Source organism: Rhizobium sp. CFBP 8762 (genome assembly GCF_014841565.1).
Taxonomy (GTDB): Bacteria; Pseudomonadota; Alphaproteobacteria; order Rhizobiales; family Rhizobiaceae; genus CFBP-8762.
Genome location: NZ_JACYUD010000008.1, coordinates 152,239 through 175,001, shown reverse-complemented (window position 1 = coordinate 175,001; position 22,763 = coordinate 152,239). Strand labels below are relative to the sequence as shown.

Genomic DNA, 22,763 nt, shown 5'->3' with positions numbered 1-22,763 from the left:
TTGGGGGCAGGCTTGAGGTCACGTAATCACGCTGGGTGCATCGCGACCGGTACGGGTGCGGATATCGGCAATCTCATCGGCCAGCGTAATGAGGTCGGCCAGTGCTTCCTGCGTTTCGATATCATGGCGCGATGCGTCAGGCTCATAGCGCTCAATGTACACGCGCAACGTGGCACCCGATGTGCCGGTGCCTGACAGGCGGTAGACAATGCGCGAACCGCCTTCAAACAGGATGCGGATGCCCTGATGATCGCTGACGGAATGATCGACGGGATCGTGATAGGCAAAATCATCTGCCGCTTCCACCTTCAGCGCGCCGAAGCTTGTGCCGGGCAGGCTTGGCAGCTTTTCGCGAAGGGCTGCCACCAGTGCATTTGCCGCGTCAGCGTCCACCTCCTCGTAATCATGACGGGAGTAGTAGTTGCGGCCATAGCTCGCCCAATGCTGGCGCGAGATTTCGGCCACGCTTTCGCCGCGCACCGCCAGAATGTTCAGCCACAGCAGCACGGCCCACAGGCCGTCTTTCTCGCGCACATGGTTGGAACCGGTGCCAGCACTTTCCTCACCACAGATGGTGGCCATGCCTTCATCCAGCAGATTGCCGAAGAACTTCCAGCCGGTGGGCGTCTCGTACATGCCGATGCCGAGCTTTTCGGCAACGCGATCTGCTGCGCCGCTTGTGGGCATGGAGCGGGCAATCCCTGCCAAACCTCGTGCATAGCCGGGTGCCAGATGCGCATTGGCCGCCAGCATGGCCAGACTGTCAGATGGGGTCACAAACATGCCCTTGCCGATAATCAGGTTACGGTCGCCATCGCCATCGGATGCCGCACCGAAATCGGGCGCGTTCTCGCTCATCATTTCTTCATAGAGCGCGCGGGCATGAACAAGGTTCGGGTCAGGGTGGTGACCGCCAAAATCCGGCAGCGGCATGAAATTCAGCACGGAACCTTTTGGCGCGCCCAGGCGGTTCTCGATGATTTCCTTCGCATAGGGACCGGTCACGGCACTCATGGCATCGAACACGACACCGAAACCGTTGCTGATCAGCGCCCGAATGGCCGGAAAATCGAACAGCTTCTCCATCAGTTCGGCATAATCGGCTACGGGGTCGATCACCGTCACGGTCATGCCGCCGATTTCGCTCTCGCCTTCCATGTCGAGATTGATGTCGTCAGCCTCAACGATTTTGTAAGCGTCGATGGTCTTGGTGCGGGCAAAAATAGCGTCGGTGATTTTCTCCGGTGCCGGGCCGCCATTGCCAGTATTGTACTTGATGCCAAAATCCTCGGTCGGACCGCCGGGATTGTGGCTGGCAGACAGAATGATGCCGCCAAAGGCCTTGTATTTGCGGATAATGTTGGATGCAGCCGGTGTGGACAAAATACCGCCGCGCCCCACCAAAACCTGCCCGAATCCGTTGGCCGCCGCCATTTTGATGGCAATCTGAATGACGTCGCGGTTGTAGAACCGGCCATCGCCGCCGATAACCAGCGTCTTTCCGGCGAAGCCTTCGAGCGAATCGAAAATCGATTGAATGAAGTTTTCCGCGTAATTCTTCTGCTGGAAAACCGGCACCTTCTTGCGCAGACCCGATGTGCCGGGCTTCTGGTCGCCATAGGGGGTGGTGGATACGGTTTTGGTCATGATGATGTTCGATCCTTTATCAGGCGGGAATAGAGGCTGACATAGCGCGCCGCGCTCATGTCCCAAGAGACGTCCGATTTCATTCCGCGTGTTTGCAGCCGCGTCCATATCTGCGGATCGGCATAGGCTGCAAAAACACGCCGCAGCGCCAGCGACAGGCTGGCTGGTGTGACGGGCGAGAACTTGAAGCCGGTGGCAACGCGTGATGAGAGCGCGGCCTCATTGGCATCGATGATGGTATCCGTCAGCCCACCGGTGCGCGCCACCACGGGCACGCAGCCATAGCGCAGCGCATATAGTTGGGTCAGGCCGCAGGGCTCGAAACGAGAGGGGATGACGATGGCATCCGAGCCCGCCTGCATCAGGTGAGACAGCGGCTCATCATAGCCGATGACCATGCCGACACGGCCGGGGTGACGGTCGCTGGCGTCCTTCAAGGCGCGTTCAATCCATGGCTCGCCGGAGCCCAGAATGGCAAGCTTGCCGCCATGGCTCACCAGTTCGTCCACCACGTCGGCCAGTACGTCCATGCCCTTCTGCCCTGTCAAACGGCTGACAACGCAGAACAGCGGGCCGGTATCGTTATCAAGATCGAACCGGCGGCAGAGCGCTGCCCGATTGGCACTGCGGCGACGCAGCGACGAGGCGGAATAATTTTTTGCCAGATGCGGGTCGGTATCGGGGTCCCAGACATCGGTATCAATGCCATTGACGATGCCCGAAAGATCGGACAGGCGTGATGCGATGACGCCTTCCAGACCCATGCCGAATTCATGTTGCAAAATTTCCTGCGCATAGGACGGGCTGACGGTCGTGATAGCCGTCGCGCTTTGCAGACCGCCTTTCAGGTAGCCGACATGGTTGTAGTATTCGACGCTATCGACCGCGAAGGCAAAAGAGGGAAGGCCGAGATAAGGGAAAATCCCGGGATGGAACATGCCCTGAAACGCAATATTATGGATCGTCAAAACGCTGGGCACCGCATGGGCACGGCCAAAGCACATATAGACGGGAGCCATGGCGGCCTGCCAGTCATGGGCGTGGACGAGATCGGGCTGATAGCCGTCCAGCGCACCCGCTGCCAGCTCCGCTGCAACAAAAGACAGAGCGGCAAAACGTCGCCAGTTATCGGCAAAGTCCGCGCCGGTGCTGTCGCCATAGAGGCCCCCTTCACGCTGGTAAAGGGCGGGAATATCCAGCACCAGAAGGTGCAACCCCTCGTGATGGGCTTCCAGCAATGCGGCACGCTCGCCCAGCACATCTGGAAACGTCATCACTTTGTTGGTGTGACCGAGCTTGGCCAGCAGGGCCGGATAGCCGGGCACCAGTGTGCGGGTCTCCACACCATGGGGTTTCAGCGCATGGGGCAGAGCGCCCGCCACATCGGCGAGCCCTCCCGTTTTGACCAGCGGATAGATTTCGGACGTGACGGCCAGAACCTTCATGAGGATTTCAGCCGGTCGATCATGGGTTGGGTGATCAGGCAAATGCCGTTTTCCGAACGGCGAAACCGGCGCGCATCCAGTTCCGGATCTTCGCCGACCACCAGTCCTTCCGGAATGGTTACATGGCTGTCGATCACCACATTGCGCAGTTGCGCATGGCGCTCGACACGCACGCCCGGCAGCACCACCGCATTTTCCACGCGCGAATAGGAATTGACGCGCACGCCCGTAAACAGAAGGCTGCGGTTCAGCGTTGCGCCGGAAATGATGCAATCGCCCGAAATCAGCGAGGACGTTGCCGAGCCGCGCCGGGTTTCATCGTCATGCACGAATTTGGCGGGCGGGGTGATTTCGGCAAATGTCCAGATCGGCCAGCTCCGGTCATAAATGTCCAGTTCCGGCGTCACATGCGTCAGGTCAATATTGGCCTGCCAATAGGCATCGATGGTGCCCACATCGCGCCAGTACGCTTCCCGCTCAAAGTTAGAGCGGACGCAGGACTGGGCAAACCGGTGGGCGATGGCTTTGCCGTTGGACACGATATAGGGAATGATATCCTTGCCGAAATCGCGGCTTGATTGCGGGTCTTCCGCATCGCGACGCAGCAGTTCCATCAGAAATTTGGTGTGGAAGACGTAAATGCCCATGGAGGCCAGCGCCATATCCGGGTTCCCGGGAATGCCCGGCGGATCTGCGGGCTTTTCGACAAAGGCGATGATCTCGTCCTTCTCATCCACATGCATCACGCCGAAGCCGGTAGCCTCCATACGCGGCACTTCCAGGCAGCCCACAGTGACATCGGCCCCGGAATCCACATGCTGGCGCAGCATGAGCTCATAGTCCATCTTGTAGACGTGGTCGCCCGCAAGAATGACCATGTACTCGACGCCGCTGTCTTCGATGATATCGGCGTTCTGATAGACCGCATCGGCGGTGCCTTCATACCACTGCGTTTCAGACACGCGCTGGCTGGCGGGCAGAATATCGAAGCTCTCGTTGCGCTCGGGCCGAAAGAAATTCCAGCCGTGCTGCAAATGCCGGATGAGCGAATGGGCCTTGTACTGGGTGGCAACGCCAATGCGGCGAATGCCGGAGTTGAGCGCATTTGACAGCGCAAAGTCTATAATGCGCGCCTTGCCGCCAAAGTGAACGGCAGGCTTTGCGCGCCGGTCCGTCAACTCCTTGAGGCGGCTGCCGCGACCGCCTGCCAGCACATAAGCCATCGCATCACGGGCGAGGGGGTGTATCCGCTTATCCATTGTGTCGTCCTCCCGACAAAAAAGTTTTGTTCTATAATTCTTGTTCCAGCATCAAGGTGCCAAGCGGCGGCAGGGCAAGAGTTGCCTGGATTGCACCGGATGCTGTCTTTTTGGCTTCCACCACGCCGCCGTTTCCTTTTCCGCTCCCTCCATAAATCTCGGCGTCCGTGTTGAGGATTTCTTTCCACTTGCCAACGCTTGGCAGGGGAATGGTGTAGTGTTCGTGGGTTACGGGCGTAAAATTGGTAATCACGGCAATGGTTTTTTCACCCGGTGCCTTGCGCAACCATGCAAACACCGAGTTCGTATCATCGTCCCCGATCAGCCATTCAAACCCCTCCGGCTCACAGTCTCTCGCATGCAACGCGGGCTTACTGCGGTAGGTTCCGTTGAGGTCGCGCACCAAACGGCGGATACCCTGGTGCAGCGGATATTCCAGCAGGTTCCAGTCCAGATTGCGGTCTTCCGACCACTCCCGCCACTGGGCAAACTCCTGCCCCATAAACAGAAGTTTCTTGCCGGGGTACCCCCACATGAATGCGTAGTAGGCGCGAAGATTGGCAAATTTCTGCCAGTCATCGCCCGTCATCTTGGCAATCAGCGAGCCCTTGCCATGCACCACTTCATCATGGCTGAGGGGCAGCACGAAATTCTCACTATAGGCGTAGACCATGCCGAAGGTGATATCATTATGGTGGAACTTGCGGTGGACCGGGTCGCGCGAGAGGTAGCGCAACGTATCGTTCATGAACCCCATATTCCACTTGAAGCCGAAGCCCAAGCCACCCTCATGCACCGGGTGGGAAACCTTTGGCCAGGAGGTGGACTCCTCGGCAATGGTGAGAATGCCGGGATGGCTGCCGTAGACGCTGGCATTCATGGTTTGCAGAAAGCGCACGGCCTCCAGATTTTCATTGCCGCCATACTCATTGGGCACCCACTCGCCATGCTTGCGGGAGTAATCGAGATACAGCATAGAGGCGACCGCATCGACACGCAGACCATCGAGATGGAATTTTTCCGCCCAGTACATGGCGTTGTTGACGAGGTAGGACAGCACTTCCGTGCGCCCGAAATTATAGATGGCCGTGTTCCAGTCCGGGTGGAAGCCCTTGCGCGGATCGGCGTGCTCGTAGAGCGCCGTGCCATCAAACTGGCGCAGGCCGTGGGCGTCAGTCGGGAAATGGGCGGGCACCCAGTCGAGAATAACGCCGATGCCGACCTTGTGGGCACCATTGACGAAGCGGGCGAAGCCTTCCGGCTCCCCAAACCGTGCCGTTGGCGCGTAAAGACCGGTGGTCTGGTAGCCCCATGACGGATCATAGGGGAACTCGGTGATCGGCATAAATTCGATGTGGGTAAAGCCCATATCGATGCAATAGGGGATCAGCCGGTCGGCCATCTCGTCCCAGGTCAGAAAGCTGTTGTCGCGGTGACGCGCCCAGCTTCCGGCATGGACCTCATAGATGGAAATGGGTTGGCGGCGCGGGTCCACGCTGGCCCAATGGGTTCGGTGGGCATCGTCCTCCCAATCCTGTTCAATCTCGCCCGTTGTCAGCGATGCGGTTTGCGGGCGCAGTTCGGAGCGGCGGGCAAACGGGTCTGCCTTCAGCGGCTGGACCTGCCCGTCACTGCCGATAATCTCGTATTTATAGGCCGTGCCGGGGTTGATATCCGGCAAAAAGATTTCCCAGATACCGGTATCGGTGCGCAGCCGCATGACGTCGCGGCGGCCATCCCACTGGTTGAATTCCCCCACAACGGAAACGCGCCGCGCATTGGGTGCCCAAACGGCAAAATGGAAACCGTCCGCACCCTCGTGGCGCAGCGGATGCGCGCCCATCTTGTCGAAAAGACGCAGATGCGAGCCTTCGCGAATATAGTAATCGTCCATCGGCCCCAGAACCGGGCCAAAGGTATAGGGGTCCGTGACCTGCCATTCGGCATCAGCATTCTTGGCCGTATAGCGCAAGGCTTGCGCCTTTTTCAGCGATACCACACCGGTAAACAGCCCCGCTTCGTGAATGCGTTGAAGCGTGCCAACCTCACGACCCGATAGCGTATGGGCGGTCACGGTTTGTGCACCCGGCAGGAAACAGCGGGCCGACCAGCCGCCCTGCCAAGGGTGAACGCCCAGAACCGCGAAAGGATTGGTGAAAGAGCCTGTTACAATTGCCTCGATATCTGTTGCCGCCAGCATGTCCCCTTGCGGCCCGTCCGTATTTACGACCGGGGAAACGTTGGGGATGTTTTCAGGCGGTACAGTCATCCAGCTCTCCAAATCTCGTCCGCATATTCGCGGATCGTGCGGTCGGATGAGAACCATCCCATCCGCGCCGTGTTCCGGATTGTTTTTTCAAACCACCCCTTTGTATCGGTCCACATGGCATCCACATCGCGCTGCGCTTTGGCGTAGGCATCGAAATCGGCGGCCACCATGAACCAGTCGTGTTGATATAGGCCATCCATCAAGCCCGTAAAGCGGCTGCGATCATCTGGCGAGAAAACGCCCGAGGAAATCGCCGCCATCGCCTGCGCGAGTTCCGGCGATCCCTCGATGATAGCCCTTGGATTGTGGCCTTCCGCGCGGGTTTTGGCGACTTCCTCAGCCGTCATGCCAAATATCACTATATTTTCAGCACCCACATGATCACGCATCTCGACATTGGCCCCGTCGAGCGTGCCAATGGTCAACGCGCCGTTGAGCCCGAATTTCATATTGCCGGTGCCGGACGCTTCCATACCCGCCGTGGAAATCTGCTCCGAAAGGTCGGCGGCAGGCACGATCACTTCTGCCAGGGACACATTGTAGTTGGGGATGAACACAACCTTTAACAGACCACGCACGGCCGGGTCATTGTTGATGACACGCGCCACATCATTGGCCAGCTTGATGATCAATTTCGCGTTGGCGTAGCTGGGTGCAGCCTTGCCGGCAAACAGCTTGACGCGTGGGACCCAGTCGCGCTCCGGGTGGGAGCGGATCTGGTCGTACAGCGCAACCGCTTCAATGATGTTCAACAACTGGCGCTTGTACTCGTGTATCCGCTTGATCTGGATATCGAACATGGCCGACGGATCAAGCCGGATGCCCATGCGGCTTTGCACGAGATTGGCAAGGCGCACCTTGTTCTCTCGTTTCACGGCCGCAAAGCGCTCCTGAAAGGCTGCGTCTGTTGATTGGGTATCGAGGTTTTGCAGCGCATCCGTGTGATCCAGAAATTCGTCGCCGATGGTCTCGCGGATCAAGCCGGTCAAGCCGGGATTGCACTGCATCAACCAGCGGCGCGGGGTAATGCCGTTGGTCTTGTTGTTGATGCGGGTTGGGTACAGCCGGTGCAGGTTGGCAAAAACGGTCTCCTTCATCAACTCCGTATGCAACGCCGAAACGCCGTTGATGCTGTGGGAGCCGACAAAGGCCAGATTGCCCATGCGCACCCGCCGCTCGCCACCTTCCTCGATCAGCGAAATGCTGCTGATGTCAGCGTCACTGAACGAGCCCTGCGCCCGCACACTCAACAAAATTTTCGCGTTGATGGCGTAGACGATCTGCATATGGCGCGGCAAAAGCCGCTCGAACAGCGGCACTGACCAGCTTTCCAGCGCCTCCGGCAGCAGCGTGTGGTTGGTGTAGGAGAAGGTGCGGCTTGCCAGATCCCAAGCGGTATCGAAATCCAGCCGGTGTACATCGGTCAACAATCGCACCAGTTCGGCCACCGAAATGGCGGGGTGCGTATCGTTGAGTTGAATGGCGACCTTGTCCGGCAAGGATGTGAAATCAGGATACTGCTGCAAATGGCGGCGCAGAATGTCCTGAAGCGAAGCAGAGGAGAAGAAAAACTCCTGTCGCAGCCGCAGTTCTTGCCCCGCCGGTGTGCCATCGGCAGGGTAGAGAACGCGGGTCAGGCTTTCGGCCTTGTTGCTCTCGCGGAGCGCGCCGATGTGATCGCCTGCGTTGAACGCATCGAGCAGGATGGGGTCGATGGGCTGGGCCGTCCACAGGCGCAGCGTATTGACCCGCTTGGCGCGCCAGCCGACCACCGGCGTATCGTAGGCCGTGGCGATTACACGCTCTGCGGGCTTCCAGATGTAGCGGGGGGCCTCCTCATCGGAGGACACGATATCGATGGAGCCGCCAAAACCGACTTCATAGGAGCTCTCCTGCCGCTCGAAATCCCAAGGGTTGCCGTGGGCGAGCCATGTTTCGGGCAGTTCCACCTGCCAGCCATCGGCCATCTGCTGGCGGAAAAGCCCGTGCACATAGCGGATGCCGTAGCCATAGGCTGGCACATCCACGCTGGCCATTGACTCCATAAAACAGGCCGCCAGACGGCCCAGGCCGCCATTGCCCAGCGCCGCATCCGGCTCCAGTTCAGCCGTAATATCCAGATCAACCCCCAGCGACGCCAATGCGGTGCGCAGGTCATCCATCAGGCCCAGATTGCTGACGGCGTCGCGCAGAAGGCGACCGATGAGGAACTCTAGCGACAGGTAATAAACACGCTTGGCATCTGTCGCATAGGCGCGCCGGGTCGATTCCATCCAGCGATCAATGATGCGGTCGCGCACGACCAGAATGCTGGCAGTCAGCCAGTCATGCGGCTTGGCAACCTTGGCATCCTTGCCGATGTTATAGGTCAGCTGCTCAATGATTTCGGCGGCGAGAACGTCAGGGTTGGAGACACGCGGGGCGGGGCTTGGCAGATCGGCAGGCACAACGCTGTTTACCATCGGCAGTCACACATCCTTTGACTTCGCGGGCGGGCAAAGCGTGCCCCGCGATATTTCGTCTATAAGGATTTATGCACCGATCCGATGGACTGGCAAGCGCGGAATTGTGATTGTTCGTTGACGTACGCTTAATGCGCGTTACCGGATAAGTTTTGCCTGTGTCGCCGTCGCAACGGAGCCGATTGTGTTGATGGCAGCACTGAATTCTACTGCATTGCCAGCGCGAAAGTAACGGTCAGTGGACGAAGCGCAAGTGCGCACCATTGTCTCCGCATCCTTCACAACTGCGTCAGTAAAAAAACGGTTTTGCAGGAATATCGTATAGATGATGACACCTTGAGCTTTTATGTTGCTACAACTTTTCAGCGTTTTGGGATCGTTTATCCAAGGGTAGGCGTTGGCTCCATCTGTTATATAAACAAGGTATTTGGGTGCCACCGAACCATGCTTGGCAAGATGAAGGCTATCCTCCTTGGCGAAGGCTTTTTCTGCGATTTCAAAGGCGGGCGCCGAATTCGTTCCGCCGGCTGCAAACAGCTTGTCGATATAGGTCAGTGTCGTGTCGGTCCGGTCCGTCATCGGGTGTTCGGTATCGACATAAAGGTGAAAGGAAATCGCTCCCGTCCGAGCATACAGCGTGTCATTTCGGTTTGCTTTGAACTTTGCAAACAACGCTGCAAGAGATCTCTTCATGACCTCCATTTTGGTGAGATAACACGGATCGGTATAGATGGTAATTGTGGGATACTTGTAGACGTAACAGGCGTATTTTTTCGTATCAATCTGATCCGTCATTTCAATCATAGAACCGGACCGATCCAGCACGAAATACATGGACAGGGCCGCAATTTTTTTTGCCGAAACGGTCGTTCCGCCCTTTGCTGTGCTGCTGGTTTGTATTTGTGTCGACGCAGGGCCGAACAGACCGGTTGAGGCCGTTGTATAACTGCCGGTTATTTCTACCGTGTCTGGCCCGTCGGTTCCCGTCCTGACGGAAATGGTGACAAGATCAGGCGAGATGCCCAGAAGTTCGGCAAACTGTGCCTTGGCTGCAGCCTGTACAGCGTTCGAATTCTCGCCATCCATCAACTTCTTTGCGGTTGCCAGCGCTACGGCGTCCGTCGCGGCCTGCGCGTCACTGCGTTTCACATAGGCTGAGGCGAATTCCAGAGCAAACACACCGCCTGACAGCAGCAGCGGCATAATAAGCGCCGTCAAAACGGCAAAATTCCCAACTTGATCTCGCCAGAAGCGCAACAAAATAGCCATTTGGAACTCGCAAGAAACCTGCGTTTTCCAAAAAAGTTAGGGCTGTATTTACAATTTCAAGGTGTATTTTAACAAAAATACACGTAAAGATTATTTCGTGAGGCGCGTGGTTGGTTTGACAGTCAATGTTCCGATGACATTGATAGCATCGATAAAATTGCTACCGCTTGTTGCTTCGAAATATGTGTCCTGCGAGTAAGCGCACCCTTTCATCAATTTTTTCGCTCTGGCTTCACTTTGTGCGGTATTGGGGTTTTGGTAGACGTTTGTCATAAAGATTGTGTAAACCTTAATTCCTAGCGCATAGGCTTCCTTGCAGCTCCGTAAAGTTTTTGGATCGTCATCCTTGCCGGAGTTTGCACCATCAGAGACGAAGATTATGTATTTCTGTGGATCAACGAGGTTGCCCTCGCGATCCTTAAATTTTTCGAGCGACCTGAACTGGTGAACTGCATAGCTGAAAGCTTCGCTCGAACTTGTGCCTCCTTCATCTCTGAGTTCGCCGACGTACGATTTTACGAGTTCGATATCATGAGTGAAATTTAGTGGTGTATCCATCTGATCATTGTAAGAAACTGCGCCCACCTTCGCGATCAACGCCTCTTCAGCAGATTGCATTTTTTCCAACTGTTTGATCAAAGTATCTTTTAAAATCCACATCCTATTTCGAAAGCATCTTTTACGATACATGTAGATGTGGTCGGTATTAGCGTTACTTGGATCAAGGCAGTAACTGTCCTCGTTATTTCGTACCTCTGTGTTATCGAACATCGACCCTGATCTATCCATAACGAAATACATGGCCAAATAAATCGGTTTTCCGATACTTGCGAGGCTGGTCTTGGAAGTGCTTTTTGCTTGGATATCGATGGTTGGATTTATTAAACCCAACGTCCACCCGATCGTACTGGCCTTTGTGGTGGCAACCAGCTGAACGCTTATGCTCTTGCCGGCAAGGGCCAGCTCGTCCTGCAGAACAAAATCCGTTGTAATATCTGCAAGGTCAACGTTTAATATCGTCGCTAGCAGTTGCTTTGCGGCGGTCTCTGCTTCTTTTTGACTCAAGCGTCCGGCCATGTCGGCAGACATTCTGGTTGCAACGATATCAGTTGCATTTTGCAGTTCTGCCCTACGAATGACGATTGTAGCGTAGTCCATAGCCAAAACCGTGCCGACCAGAAGAATGGGCATGATTAGGGCGAGCACCACAGCGTATGCTCCGCTACGATCCCTTAGGAAGTCCAAAAGGATACTTCGGAATGTGTTCATCGCAAACTCATTAATTTAAAATATGAGAATGTCCGAATATCACGAGATCTGGTGATTGACCACTGTGCCTTGGCGGATGTGAGTAGATTGCACACCATATAAAATGAGCGAACTGGCTAAGCAACCAACAACACATCCACCGCCTGATCGGTCGTGTGGCTGCCATAACCCCGCACGCGGCCAATGACAGGTGCCACGTCGGCGTAGTCGCGGCCGTAGCCGACGACGATGTGGTCCGTACCGGAGGGGATGTTGTTGGTGGGGTCGAGCTCTACCCAGCCGAGCGCCGGGCCGCACCACACCCGCACCCAGGCGTGCATGGCGTCCGCCCCCTCTAGCCTGGGTTTGCCCGGTGGCGGTATGGTGCGCAGAAAACCGCTGACATAGCCCGCGGGAATAGCCAGCGCGCGTAGCGCCGTAATCATGATGTGGGTGAAATCCTGACACACGCCGCGCTTGAGGTGAAAGGCCGCCGAGGGCGTGGTATCGACCTCCGTGGCGTCTGCGTCGTATTTGAAATCTTTATAGATACGGGTGCAGAGCGCCCACGCAATTTCATAGGCAGTCATTCCCGGCGCCACGGTTTCGCGCGCATACTTGGCAATATCGGCGTCGGTGGGCAAAAGCGGGCTGGGGCTGAGGAAATGATGCGGGGAGTTTCGGTCGACCGACCAGCAGCCAATGAGCGCCTCGGCCAGCCCGGGCAGTTCGGGGGAGAGATCGGCATCCAGCTCTACGGCATCCACCTGTACGCGGGCCTGCATACGCATAACCAGCTCTTCGTGGTGGTTGCGAAACAGAAAATAGGTGGTGGCATTGCCGAAGAAATCCACGCTGTCGCTGCGTTCAGTGGCATCCGGTGTTGCCGTCACCGTACCCGCAATCAGCCGCTGACGGCCCGGAATGGACAGCGGCAGCACACGCACCAGTTGCCGACCGCCCGAAACCGGCACTTCATAGGCATAGGTCAGTTTCAACGAAATATCATAGAGCAAGGGCGTCACGTTCTTTCATCTCAACCCAGGTAAGCTTGGGCCAGCAGGTTGGAGAGCATTTCCAGATCGCTTTCCAGCCCGGCATAAACAGAGGGCGTCAGTTCCTCAGGCGTCATGACGGCAAGGCGGGCCTGAAGCCGGTAGGTGGCCCGGTAGAACTCCGACATCTGGCTGTGGACGATGCTGCCGGGTAAAAGCTCCGCCTCCCGTTTGATTTCGTTGAGCTGGTACAGCACCGAGCGCGGGTTGAGCGGGTCCAGTGCCAGAAGATCGGTCACGGTCAGGTGCGCTGTGCTGACATTGTAGCGGCGACGATGGGTCATGACACTATCGCCAATTTCCAGCAGCATATCCAGCGCGCCATCGGGCGCACCGGGCTTTGACAGGTGGCCGAGGAGGCGGGTCATATGCAGGCCGCGCTCCAGCGTGCGGCCAATGGTCAAAAACCGCCAGCCGGTGAAGCGGTACATGTTTTCATGCACGAGACCCGCAAAGCCTGCCAGCTTGCGCAGCAATATTGTCATGGCCTGCGTGGCATCGTCGCCCGCTTTTACATCCGCCCTGAATTTCTTCGCCGTGGTCGAAAGGTCGTTCAGCGCCATCCAGCCATCGGGCGAAAACCGGTCTCGAATATTGCCGGCGCTGTAGAGAGCGCTGCCGATGCTGGCGACAAGGCTTTCCGGCACGGCCTGCGTGGAGTCGATATCAACTTCGTGCAGATAGTTGCTGACGTCTTTCAACAGGGGCTCGCTGGCGTCAGCGGCTTCCGCGTAGCGTGAATGCCACGCCCGCAGAATGCGCAACGCGCCCTCTGCGCGCTCGATATAGCGGCCAAGCCAGTAGAGATTATCGGCGGCACGGCTGGGCAGACTGCCGGGCATGGCGCGGGCAAAGCTGTCCTCGGTCGCCAGAAGCGTGGTGCGGGCGACAGGCTTGCTGTTGACGATCCAGACATCGGCTGCCGAGCCGCCCGCCTGCATGGCCATGGCGGCGGCATCCCGCCCGGTGCCGATGCGGGCAAAACCGCCGGGCATGATGGTCCAGCCGTCTCTGGTGCGGGCAGCAAACACGCGCAGGCTGATCGGGCGCGGTTGCAGACGTCCATCCACCCAGGCGGGTGTGGTGGACAGCGTAACGGCTTCTTGAGCGACCAGATTTGGCCCCTGCGATGCCAGATAATTAACGATATCGGCGTGGCTTTTGCGCAAGTCCGTGCCGCGTTGCGACTGGTCCTTATCGTCAAAAAACGGTGTTGTGGAAAAAGCCCGCCCTATGATCATACGGTCGAGATGGCGGGCCACATGCTCACGCTCGCTTTTCTGCCCACACCACCATGTGGCGATGGACGGCAGAATTTGCTTTTCCCCTAACAGATGGCGGCAGATCGCGGGCATGAAGGCAAGAAAGGCACGGGTTTCGACAATGCCCGCACCCATGGCATTGACCACAGACACGGAACCTGCGCGCAGTGCCTCCACCATGCCCGGCGTGCCAATGCGGGAGCGGTCGTTCAGTTCCAGGGGGTCGGCAAAGGCAGCATCCATGCGCCGCCATAACACGCCCACGGGTTTGAGGCCGGAGACGGTGCGCACCATCACCTTGCCGCCCACAACACTCAGGTCTTCCCCTTCCAGCAGCATGAAGCCGAGATAACGGGCAATATAGGCGTGCTCGAAATAGGTTTCGTTGGCAATGCCGGGGGTGAGAACAGCTATGCGGTCCTCCGGGCTTTGGCGGGATGCCTGCAACGTATCGCGAAAATCCCGGAAGAAGCCCGCCAGCCGCTCCACATGGGTTTCGCCGTAGATTTCGGAAAAGGCGCGGGCGGTCGCCACACGGTTTTCCAAAGCAAAGCCTGCGCCGGATGGTGCCTGAGTGCGGTCCGCCAGCACCCACCATTTGCCATCCGGCCCGCGCCCGATTTCAAAGGAGCAGAAGTGCAGGAAATGGCCGCCCGCCGGTTTGACACCCACCAGCGGGCGCAGAAATTCCGGGTTGCCAGCCACCAGACCGGGCGGCAGAAAGCCCTGTTTCACCAGTTCGTTCTCGCCGTAGATATCGGCGGTGATGTGTTCCAGAAGTTCGGCGCGCTGCACCAGCCCGCGCGACAGCGCCTGCCATTCCGCATCGTCGATCAGCACGGGAATGTGCGAGAGTGGCCAACTGCGTTCGGTATTTCCGTCCTTGTCATAGGCGCGAAAATAGACACCGGCATCACGCAGATAGCGGTCAGCGCGGGCAAAACGATTGGCAAGCTCTGCCTCATCCATTCTGTTCAAAGCCGCAAGCAGCGGCTTCCAGACGGGACGCACGGAGCCATCGGCGGCCACCATTTCATCGGCAATGCCGGTGAGCGGCTGATAGCCGGATGAATCGGACCCGGTTCCCCCCGACCTGTTGCCCTTTTGGGACTGACTTTGATTTGCGATGGTCATTTACACTCCTGCCGGACGCCTGAGATCGAGCGTCAGGGGAAATTCTGGCGAGGGTCGTTCCTCCACCGGATCATACTGGCCTGCTGTGTGGCCTGCATGTTCGAATCGCGCAAGGCGTCTTGCCTCCGCTTCGTTACCATTGACCGGGAATGTTTCGTAATTACGACCGCCGGGGTGGGCAACGTGGTAAATACACCCACCAATGGCGCGCGATGACCACGTGTCATAGATATCGAAGGTCAGCGGTGCATTGACCGGCAAACGGGGATGCAGGCCGGAGGCGGGTTGCCATGCCTTGAAGCGGACACCGGCGACGGACACGCCTTGGGTCTCGGTGGCCCGCAGCGGCACGGTGCGGCCATTGCACAATACCTTGTAGCGGCCGGGATTGTCCGTCTCCAGCAGCACCTGCAGGCGCTCCACCGAGGAATCGACAAAGCGCACGGTGCCGCCGATGGCCCCTTGCTCGCCCATCACGTGCCATGGTTCCAGGGCCTGGCGCAGCTCCAGCCGGTTGCCCTCGTAAGAGACTTCGCCGCAGAAGGGGAAGCGGAACTCCAGTTGCGCGGCAAACCATTCGGCACGCACATCGAAACCGTTGTGCTTCAGGTCCGACAAGACGTCCATGAAATCGCGCCAGACGTAGTGCGGCAGCATGAAACGATCATGCAGGGTTGTGCCCCAGCGGGTAAAACTGCCATCGGCTGGCTGGTTCCAGAACCGTGCGATCAGCGCCCGCACCAGCAGTTGCTGGGCAAGGCTCATGCGGGCATTGGGCGGCATTTCAAAGCCGCGAAACTCCACCAGACCCAGACGTCCCGTCGGCCCATCGGGGGAGAACAGCTTGTCGATGCAGATTTCAGCGCGATGCGTATTGCCGGTGACATCCACCAGAAGGTTGCGAAACAGCCGGTCCGTCAGCCATGGCAGCGGAGCCTCCCCCTTGGCGGGATGCGGCACCTGCGCCATGGCAATTTCCAGCTCATAGAGGCTGTCATGGCGGGCTTCGTCCAACCTCGGTGCCTGGCTGGTGGGGCCGATGAACATGCCGGAGAACAGATAGGAGAGCGACGGGTGACGCTGCCAATGCAGCACAAGGCTTTTCAAAAGGTCCGGGCGGCGCAGAAACGGGCTGTCGCCGGGGTTCTTGCCGCCCACAACCACATGGTTGCCCCCGCCGGTGCCGGTATGGCGTCCGTCGATCATGAATTTATCGGCACCCAGCCGCGTCTGGCGCGCCTCCTCGTAGACGGCGGTGGTGATATCGACACACTCCTGCCAGTTGGAGGCGGGGTGAATGTTGACCTCGATGACGCCGGGGTCGGGTGCCACGCGGATGACGTTGATGCGCTCATCCTGCGGTGGAGAATAACCCTCGATATGCACGGTGAGACCGTGTTTGGCGGCGGCGGCTTCTGCGGCGGCGATCAGTTCGAGGTAATCCTCGATGCGCTCCACCGGCGGCATGAACACGGTCAGGCGACCGTCACGCGGCTCCACGCTGATTGCCGTGCGCACGGTGCCTTCAATATCGCTGATCGCCTGTTCCACGCGGGTCTGCTGGCCTTCCACAGCGGTGAAGGAGGCTTCTCCCAGCGTGCGACCTTGCTCGGATGCCGGCGCACCATCAGGGGATGCAGGCGCGAAATCAGGCAGCGGACCGCGCGGCTCGGAGGGGTCTGCGGTGTGGATATAGGGATACTTGGCGGGGGGCACGTAGGGCAAAGTGCCAAGGGGTAGACGATAGCCGACGGGACTATCTCCCGGCACCAGAAACAGGCGCCCGCGGCGGGTACGCCATTTCTCGCTGATCCAGCGCACACCCTCTGTTCGCCCGTTCCCTGCCCGCGCATTCCACGCCTGTACGGGCAGCACGTAGCCGCTCGGCTCGGTCAATCCCCGGCCAAAGACACGGGCAATGCGGCTACGCTCCTCCGGGTCTTCCAGTTTGGAATTGGATGGATCGACATTTTCAGGCAGGTTGCCTTCCTTCAAAATCCACTCAGCGGGATCCTCATAGGCCGGTGCCACCATGTCGGCCCCAAGGCCGAGTTCTTCAGCGATTGTGCTCAGCAGTGTCTGCGCGTGCGCGTGCGTTACCGGCGCGGTGCTATCGGCCACTTCGGGGGCGACCAGATCGGCATTGTGCCAGATCGGCTTGCCGTCCTTGCGCCAGTAGAGCGAAAAGGTCCAGCGCGGCAGGCTTTCGCCGGGATACCATTTGCCCTGTCCGTAGTGCAGAAAGCCGCCGGGGGCGAAGCGGGCGCGCAGGCGGCGGATCAGCTTGTCGGCCTTTTCGCGCTTGGTCGGGCCAACTGCATCGGTGTTCCATTCACCGGCCTCAAAATCATCGATGGAGACGAAGGTGGGTTCACCGCCCATCGTCAGGCGCACGTCTCCCGCGTCCAGCGCAGCGTCGACAGCCAAGCCCAGCGCATCAAGCGCCATCCATGATTCCTCGGAGAACGGCTTGGTGATGCGCGGATGCTCGGCCACGCGCGATACCTTCATGTCGAAGGCAAAGGTCGTCTCTGCAAAGTCGAATATACTGCCGGAGATCGGCGCAGCATTGCGGTAATGCGGGGTGGCGGCCAGCGGCACATGGCTTTCGCCGGTCAACAGGCCGGAGGTGGGATCAAGCCCGATCCAGCCCGCGCCGGGAAGGTAGACTTCTGCCCAGGCGTGCAGATCGGTAAAATCGTGCTCTGTTCCAGCGGGGCCGTCCAGTGCCTTCAAGTCCGGTTTCAACTGGATCAGATAGCCGGACACGAAACGGGCGGCGAGGCCGAGGTGACGCAGCACCTGCACCAGCAGCCAGCTCGAATCCCGGCAGGAACCGCTTTTCAGGCCCAGTGTTTCTTCCGGTGTCTGTACGCCCGGCTCCATGCGGATAAGGTAGCCGGTTTCTGCCTGAATGCGGGCATTCAGGCCCACCACCATATCCACCGTGCGCTGCGGCGACTTGGGAAGCGTGGCAAGGAAGGCAGTGAGATGCGGCCCCGCAGATTCTGGTGTGCGGTAGATGGCCAGATCGTCGCGAATATCCTCCGGATAGTCGAACGGCCAGACCTCTGCACTCTCCTCCACGAAAAAATCGAAGGGGTTGTAGACCGTCATGTCCGCCAGCAGATCAACCTCGATCTTCAGCTCCGTAACCGGGTCCGGGAAGACGAATCGCGCCAGATAATTGCCGTAGGGATCCTGCTGGAGATTGACGAAGTGGTTGGTAGGGGAAACTTTCAGCGCGTGGCTGATGACGTGGGTTTTGGAGTGGGCGGCGGGCTTCAGCCGAATGATTTGCGGACCCAGCCGCACGGGACGATCATATTGATAATGCGTCAGATGGTAGACGCTGGCCTTGATTGACATGCTGTTCCCGGTCCCTTTGCGGCTTTTTTGCAAGTGTGTGCAATGGGGCCGGAGAAAGCAAGCACTTTACGATTCTACGCGGACAGCCTTGATGATGTTGCCCAAAAGGGCGTGAAGACTATCGCGGTAGCCGGTTGCAGCCGATGGGCTGCCTTCATCGGATGTCATGACCACGGTAAGGTCGCGGGCGGGAACGATGTAGAGCATTTGCCCGCCATAGCCCCAGCCGTAATGCACGGTTTCGCCTTCAATATCGCGCTCGAACCAGCCATAGCCGTAGCCATCGCCACTGTGGATGGAGTGCGTGCGGGCTTTGAACGATTCTGCCACCCACGCAGCCGACACCAGCCGTTTTCCATCCGGCAACAGGCCGCCCATGCGGTAGAGCTCGCCGAAGGACAAGAGGCCGCGCGGCGTCAACGCCATCTGATTACCGCCCATGTAGATGCCCTGAGGATCACGCTCCCAGCCGCCAATGCGGAAATCCTGCAAGGGGCCAAGCCACTCCTTCGCGAGAGCCAGCGTCGGCTTGCCCGTGGCGCGTGTCAGGATGGCCGAGAGCAGATGGGTGGAGGCGGTGGAGTACAACATGCCGCCGCCGGGCTGATCCACAAACGGTGCGGCAAGCGCTTCGCGCACCCAGTTGCGGCTGGAAATCCAGCGCCCGTAATTTGGCCCGGACATGGGCTGTATGCCCGATTGCATGGAGAGGAGATTGCCGATGGTGACCGTGTTGAGACGCGGATCCGGATTGGCGGGCAGATCCCGCGCCAGCAGCGGCGCAATCGGCTGGTCCACCCCGGTCAGCACACCCTTGTCAATCGCAATACCGACGAGCGCTGACATGACTGACTTGGACGCGGATTTGATATTGGTGGAGCGATCCGTGCGGTTGCCATGATAGCCGCGCTCGGCCACGACAGTGCCCTTGTGGGCGACCATCACAACTTTCAGATTGTCGAGTGCGGCAGCCTCGGTCAACAGCCTGTCGATTGGCTTCGGCGGTGCGGGCGGGCCGAACGGCTCACCAGCGCTGACCGCAAACGATGGCGCTGCAAAAGGGAGGGCGGCGAGGAGGAGGAAGTGGCGACGGTTCATGGGGCATCAGTTAAGGTGCCGCACGGCAAATGTCACCGGGTGCTGATCGATTTCAAAAGGAAAAGGCCAAGCACGGTATGCCTGGCCCTCTGCCTGTTCACCGCTTCCCTGCCAGTACATCCGTGGTCCGGGCTCAAGGTGAATGGTAAGAGTATGCGGGCCTCAACCTTGCGCGAAGCTTGAGCCTCACGCTGAGGAATGCCGCCCAAAAGAAGATTCCAGTGCCTCAGTTTCCCCGCTTTAGCAACCGCTGATATTTTTGAATGAGAGAAAACCGCACGAAGGCAGAAAACTTCGCTTGACTCCGTATAGGAATTATTACCTACTACAGTAACGAGATAGGATTTTGAGGATAGTAACATGGAAATGCAGGAATGGTGTGTAACAGCGCAGATCAAACGAAAGGGGCGGCGGCACCGCGTGTCCTTTGGAGGGAGTGAAGCGGCCCATGCGCTTGCCATGGAAGCTGCAGACTGGAAGCACCGTCGCAAACGATTGAACGCGCAAACACCAGCTGCGCCGAAAGGCAATGCGCTCGATGCATTGTGCCAGGCGGGGGAGGCGTTTCGGGCAGACCACCCGGACAAGCCCAATCCCTATCAACTGGCGCTGGCGGAAAAGCGGGCCCTGCTGGAATTTGCGGACCTGCATCGTTCGACGCGGGACCCCGCAAACGGCCAGTGCAAAAAGGCGCTTTATAATCTCTATCGCCGGCGGATGCTGGAGGCGGGGCAACTGTGCCTGTTCGCGGTTGAAACCATTGTGCTGGAAAACCGACCAACGGCTGGCTTGATCGGGGATCTGCGCCTTGCTGCCAATGCCATTCTGGCTGTTCAGAGCGCCACGCGTTCGCTGCAAACTCTCCGTTAAACCGGATATGACCAAAGGAGCATTGTGATGAATGTAAGCACGCAAGGGCTGATCGCGCTGATCGGGCATGAGGGCATCGTGCTCAGCCGCTACAAGGATTCGGTTGGCGTGTGGACCATCGGGGTCGGCCACACTTCGGCGGCGGGTGGTATCGACCCACGGACATTCACCAGCCAACTGACCATGAGGCAGGCGCTCGAACTGCTGCGCACGGACATTGCCAAATATGAAGCCGATGTACGCCGCGCCGTCACCGTGGCGGTGGAGCAGCATCAGTTCGATGCGCTCGTCTCGTTTCATTACAACACCGGCGCCATTGCGCGCGCCGAGCTCACGGCATCTCTGAACGCAGGCAACCGGCAAAAGGCAGGCCAGCAATTCCTAAACTATATGAAGCCGCCGGAAATCGGCAAGCGACGACGCGCCGAGAGCGCGCTGTTTCTGACCGGCCAGTATCCGCCTGCGTCCATCACTGTTTATCCCGCGAGCAGGGACGGCAAGGTTCTGTGGAGCCAGGGCAAGGCGCTGGATGCCACTGAACTGTTGCGGGACCTGCAACGGCCAAGCGACCAAGGCTTTCCATCGGCGCTCAGCAACGGCGTGCGCCGCTTCCTCAACGGTTTGAGAGGACTGAAACCATGAACGGGCATCTCACAATTCCGCTGTTGCGGCATGTACTGCAGGTCTGCGGCGGGGCCTTGCTGGCGCGGGGTTATCTCGATCAGGCTGCGCTGGATGCGTTGACTGGCCTGATCATCAACGGCGCAACGTTGTTCTGGTGGCTGTACGATCACCGCAAGAACAGCCCTGTCAAAAAGGAAACCGGCTGATGTCTTTTTCGGACTTCCTGAACTCGGCAGGCATCAACACCAATATCGTGTTGGCAGGCTTGGGCGGCGGCTTGCTCAGGGTCCTGTCTCGGCAGGACTATAAGTTGCGGGAGATCATCGTTTCCCCGCTGTGCGGCACGCTGGCAGCGGTCAACCTGACCGCTGTCGGCATCCACGTCATTACAAAGGCCGTGGAAGTCGTGGGCTGGGACATGCCGGAGGATAGTATGTCCACCGAACGCGCGGTTGCATTTCTGATCGGCGTCAGCGCCATGTGGATATCGGATATGGTGTTTGATCTGCTGGCACGAAGGCTGCGGCAGGCGTGAAAGGAGTACCAGCCCTGTGGCCAATTCAGCCGCAGGGCTGCCAAATCAAACGCATAGAAGATGCTCTCTTTCAATCTTTTGCAGATTCTCCCATCTGTCTTTCACAAGACTGTCGAATAAGACCAACGACATATGAGAGATCTTCAATCTTTGAGAGCGCTACCTCGACATCACCGTTGCCCCAACGCCCTACATGTACCCCGCAATTACGTATGGCGATAACCGGGAATGTCCGGGAATATCTGGGAACACGCGAAAACTAAATGTAATCAATGCGGTAGGGTGGAAAACTTTGAGCGTTGCCGGAAAGGGTGCGCAAAATCGGTTGGCAGTGGAACGGCGAGAACCGGATTTGGGTTTTTTGCTAAGTGATTGACATTCAAGATATGCCGGGTCGAAAGTGGAAAGAGAGTTTGGCGATAATTTTCATACTTTCCACTTCGGTTTTTATCTTTTAAAAACAATAACTTAAACAGAAATCTGTATGCTCGAACCTCTAGGAAAATGGAAAGTTTCATTCTTGCGTTCTGACTTGTTTCGGAGGATATTTAGGTCGCTGTGACGCAGTAGCAAATCCTGTTTACGCCAGGTGTTAACGATGTTCGCTTTGATAGGTTTGAGAACGAAATTTTTGCGTTCTCAAACTCGCATGTTTCAGCAGGCGAAATTATTTCGTTTGCTGATTGATGACGGTCGCGATTTTGAAAAGGAGAAATCTCCGTTTCAAACAGCACTGGCAATCGGTGTGACGCATTTTCGGACGGTGGGAAGCTAGCCTACTGCCCCACAACGGACGGTGGGAAGCTAGCCTACTGCCCCACAACGGACTGTGACCAACTGTGATGCGCCAATTCAAGCATCGGAGGTGAAAATGCAGCCTCGCAAATATCAGTTTTTCCTTGCCAAAGACGGCGGATCAACGGTAAACAGTATTCAGAGCTTCAAAACTCTGTACGTGGTGGGATGCGCCACCAAGGTTCGGTGCAATGTCTGGTTTGCCAGAACGGAAAAATTTCGTTCTGCCTCCTTCCCCAGCCCGCGCCTGAACGGCGCTTTTTTTATGCCCGATTTTCGGGTGTCGGTCGTCTTTATAGCAAGGGAAAACATTTCCGTTGCTCATTGCGGCCGGGAGGGTGTGGCGCATGTCCAGGGCGAAAGCCTAAAGGCCCCACTGCCGTCCACGTACGGTTTTGAACTCCCGGCTCCTGCGCCGCCCG

At 58.1% G+C, this 22,763-nt stretch carries 15 protein-coding genes and 1 pseudogene; 5 read left to right on the top strand and 11 right to left on the bottom strand.

Features of this window, described 5'->3' with window-relative positions:
• Positions 1–18: 18 nt before the first annotated feature.
• The 11 genes and pseudogenes from IFT84_RS17820 to IFT84_RS17770 form a co-directional block, all read right to left on the bottom strand.
• A complete protein-coding gene (locus IFT84_RS17820; protein WP_192121853.1) occupies positions 19–1,647 on the bottom strand; it encodes an alpha-D-glucose phosphate-specific phosphoglucomutase in 1,629 nt (542 codons plus the stop codon).
• Positions 1,644–3,092: a glycogen synthase GlgA gene (gene glgA, locus IFT84_RS17815; protein WP_192122045.1), complete on the bottom strand. Its 1,449-nt coding sequence runs from the start codon at positions 3,090–3,092 to the stop codon at positions 1,644–1,646. Before glgA ends, IFT84_RS17820 begins: the two co-directional genes overlap by 4 nt.
• The gene (glgC, locus tag IFT84_RS17810; protein ID WP_192121851.1) at positions 3,089–4,351 is read right to left on the bottom strand and encodes a glucose-1-phosphate adenylyltransferase; all 1,263 of its coding nucleotides are present in this window, start codon (positions 4,349–4,351) and stop codon (positions 3,089–3,091) included. The genes glgA and glgC overlap by 4 nt, the downstream gene beginning before the upstream one ends.
• Before the next feature lie 31 nt (positions 4,352–4,382).
• Complete coding sequence (gene glgB / locus IFT84_RS17805) at positions 4,383–6,620, bottom strand: 1,4-alpha-glucan branching protein GlgB (protein ID WP_446737615.1); 2,238 nt, start codon at positions 6,618–6,620, stop codon at positions 4,383–4,385.
• On the bottom strand, positions 6,617–9,082 hold the full coding sequence (locus tag IFT84_RS17800) for a glycogen/starch/alpha-glucan phosphorylase (protein ID WP_192121849.1): 2,466 nt from the start codon (positions 9,080–9,082) through the stop codon (positions 6,617–6,619). The genes glgB and IFT84_RS17800 overlap by 4 nt, the downstream gene beginning before the upstream one ends.
• A gap of 138 nt (positions 9,083–9,220) precedes the next feature.
• Entirely contained in the window at positions 9,221–10,351 is a 1,131-nt protein-coding gene (locus IFT84_RS17795) for a vWA domain-containing protein (RefSeq protein WP_192121847.1), read from the bottom strand.
• Between the two features lie 90 nt (positions 10,352–10,441).
• A complete protein-coding gene (locus IFT84_RS17790) occupies positions 10,442–11,542 on the bottom strand; it encodes a vWA domain-containing protein (protein WP_192122041.1) in 1,101 nt (366 codons plus the stop codon).
• A gap of 194 nt (positions 11,543–11,736) precedes the next feature.
• Positions 11,737–12,615 carry a transglutaminase family protein gene (locus IFT84_RS17785; protein WP_192122039.1) on the bottom strand — a complete coding sequence of 293 codons (879 nt, stop codon included), beginning with the start codon at positions 12,613–12,615 and terminating at the stop codon, positions 11,737–11,739.
• A 20-nt stretch (positions 12,616–12,635) separates the two neighbouring features.
• Positions 12,636–14,981, bottom strand: a pseudogene (locus IFT84_RS17780) (circularly permuted type 2 ATP-grasp protein); the annotation flags it as partial.
• 69 nt (positions 14,982–15,050) lie between these two features.
• Positions 15,051–18,419, bottom strand: a complete 3,369-nt coding sequence (locus tag IFT84_RS17775) for a transglutaminase family protein (protein WP_192121843.1) — start codon at positions 18,417–18,419, stop codon at positions 15,051–15,053.
• 66 nt (positions 18,420–18,485) lie between these two features.
• Complete coding sequence (locus IFT84_RS17770; protein ID WP_192121841.1) at positions 18,486–19,517, bottom strand: serine hydrolase domain-containing protein; 1,032 nt, start codon at positions 19,515–19,517, stop codon at positions 18,486–18,488.
• Between the two features lie 360 nt (positions 19,518–19,877).
• Between IFT84_RS17770 and IFT84_RS17765 the strand changes: the two genes are divergently transcribed.
• The 5 genes from IFT84_RS17765 (at position 19,878) to IFT84_RS17745 (ending at position 22,321) form a co-directional block, all read left to right on the top strand.
• Entirely contained in the window at positions 19,878–20,387 is a 510-nt protein-coding gene (locus IFT84_RS17765; protein ID WP_192121840.1) for a hypothetical protein, read from the top strand.
• A 27-nt stretch (positions 20,388–20,414) separates the two neighbouring features.
• Positions 20,415–21,029, top strand: a complete 615-nt coding sequence (locus IFT84_RS17760; protein WP_192121838.1) for a lysozyme — start codon at positions 20,415–20,417, stop codon at positions 21,027–21,029.
• Positions 21,026–21,217: a Pam3-gp28 family putative phage holin gene (locus IFT84_RS17755; RefSeq protein WP_192121836.1), complete on the top strand. Its 192-nt coding sequence runs from the start codon at positions 21,026–21,028 to the stop codon at positions 21,215–21,217. The genes IFT84_RS17760 and IFT84_RS17755 overlap by 4 nt, the downstream gene beginning before the upstream one ends.
• Complete coding sequence (locus IFT84_RS17750) at positions 21,217–21,546, top strand: hypothetical protein (protein WP_192121833.1); 330 nt, start codon at positions 21,217–21,219, stop codon at positions 21,544–21,546. The genes IFT84_RS17755 and IFT84_RS17750 overlap by 1 nt, the downstream gene beginning before the upstream one ends.
• Before the next feature lie 598 nt (positions 21,547–22,144).
• The gene (locus tag IFT84_RS17745) at positions 22,145–22,321 is read left to right on the top strand and encodes a hypothetical protein (RefSeq protein WP_192121831.1); all 177 of its coding nucleotides are present in this window, start codon (positions 22,145–22,147) and stop codon (positions 22,319–22,321) included.
• Positions 22,322–22,763: the final 442 nt, after the last annotated feature.

Coding starts and splice junctions, on each gene's coding strand:
- IFT84_RS17820 (WP_192121853.1), bottom strand. CDS start 1,647: ATGACCAAAACCGTATCCACCACCCCCTATGGCGACCAGAAGCCCGGC.
- glgA (WP_192122045.1), bottom strand. CDS start 3,092: ATGAAGGTTCTGGCCGTCACGTCCGAAATCTATCCGCTGGTCAAAACG.
- glgC (WP_192121851.1), bottom strand. CDS start 4,351: ATGGATAAGCGGATACACCCCCTCGCCCGTGATGCGATGGCTTATGTG.
- glgB (WP_446737615.1), bottom strand. CDS start 6,620: ATGACTGTACCGCCTGAAAACATCCCCAACGTTTCCCCGGTCGTAAAT.
- IFT84_RS17800 (WP_192121849.1), bottom strand. CDS start 9,082: ATGGTAAACAGCGTTGTGCCTGCCGATCTGCCAAGCCCCGCCCCGCGT.
- IFT84_RS17795 (WP_192121847.1), bottom strand. CDS start 10,351: ATGGCTATTTTGTTGCGCTTCTGGCGAGATCAAGTTGGGAATTTTGCC.
- IFT84_RS17790 (WP_192122041.1), bottom strand. CDS start 11,542: ATGCCCATTCTTCTGGTCGGCACGGTTTTGGCTATGGACTACGCTACA.
- IFT84_RS17775 (WP_192121843.1), bottom strand. CDS start 18,419: ATGTCAATCAAGGCCAGCGTCTACCATCTGACGCATTATCAATATGAT.
- IFT84_RS17770 (WP_192121841.1), bottom strand. CDS start 19,517: ATGAACCGTCGCCACTTCCTCCTCCTCGCCGCCCTCCCTTTTGCAGCG.
- IFT84_RS17765 (WP_192121840.1), top strand. CDS start 19,878: ATGGAAATGCAGGAATGGTGTGTAACAGCGCAGATCAAACGAAAGGGG.
- IFT84_RS17760 (WP_192121838.1), top strand. CDS start 20,415: ATGAATGTAAGCACGCAAGGGCTGATCGCGCTGATCGGGCATGAGGGC.
- IFT84_RS17755 (WP_192121836.1), top strand. CDS start 21,026: ATGAACGGGCATCTCACAATTCCGCTGTTGCGGCATGTACTGCAGGTC.
- IFT84_RS17750 (WP_192121833.1), top strand. CDS start 21,217: ATGTCTTTTTCGGACTTCCTGAACTCGGCAGGCATCAACACCAATATC.
- IFT84_RS17745 (WP_192121831.1), top strand. CDS start 22,145: ATGTTCGCTTTGATAGGTTTGAGAACGAAATTTTTGCGTTCTCAAACT.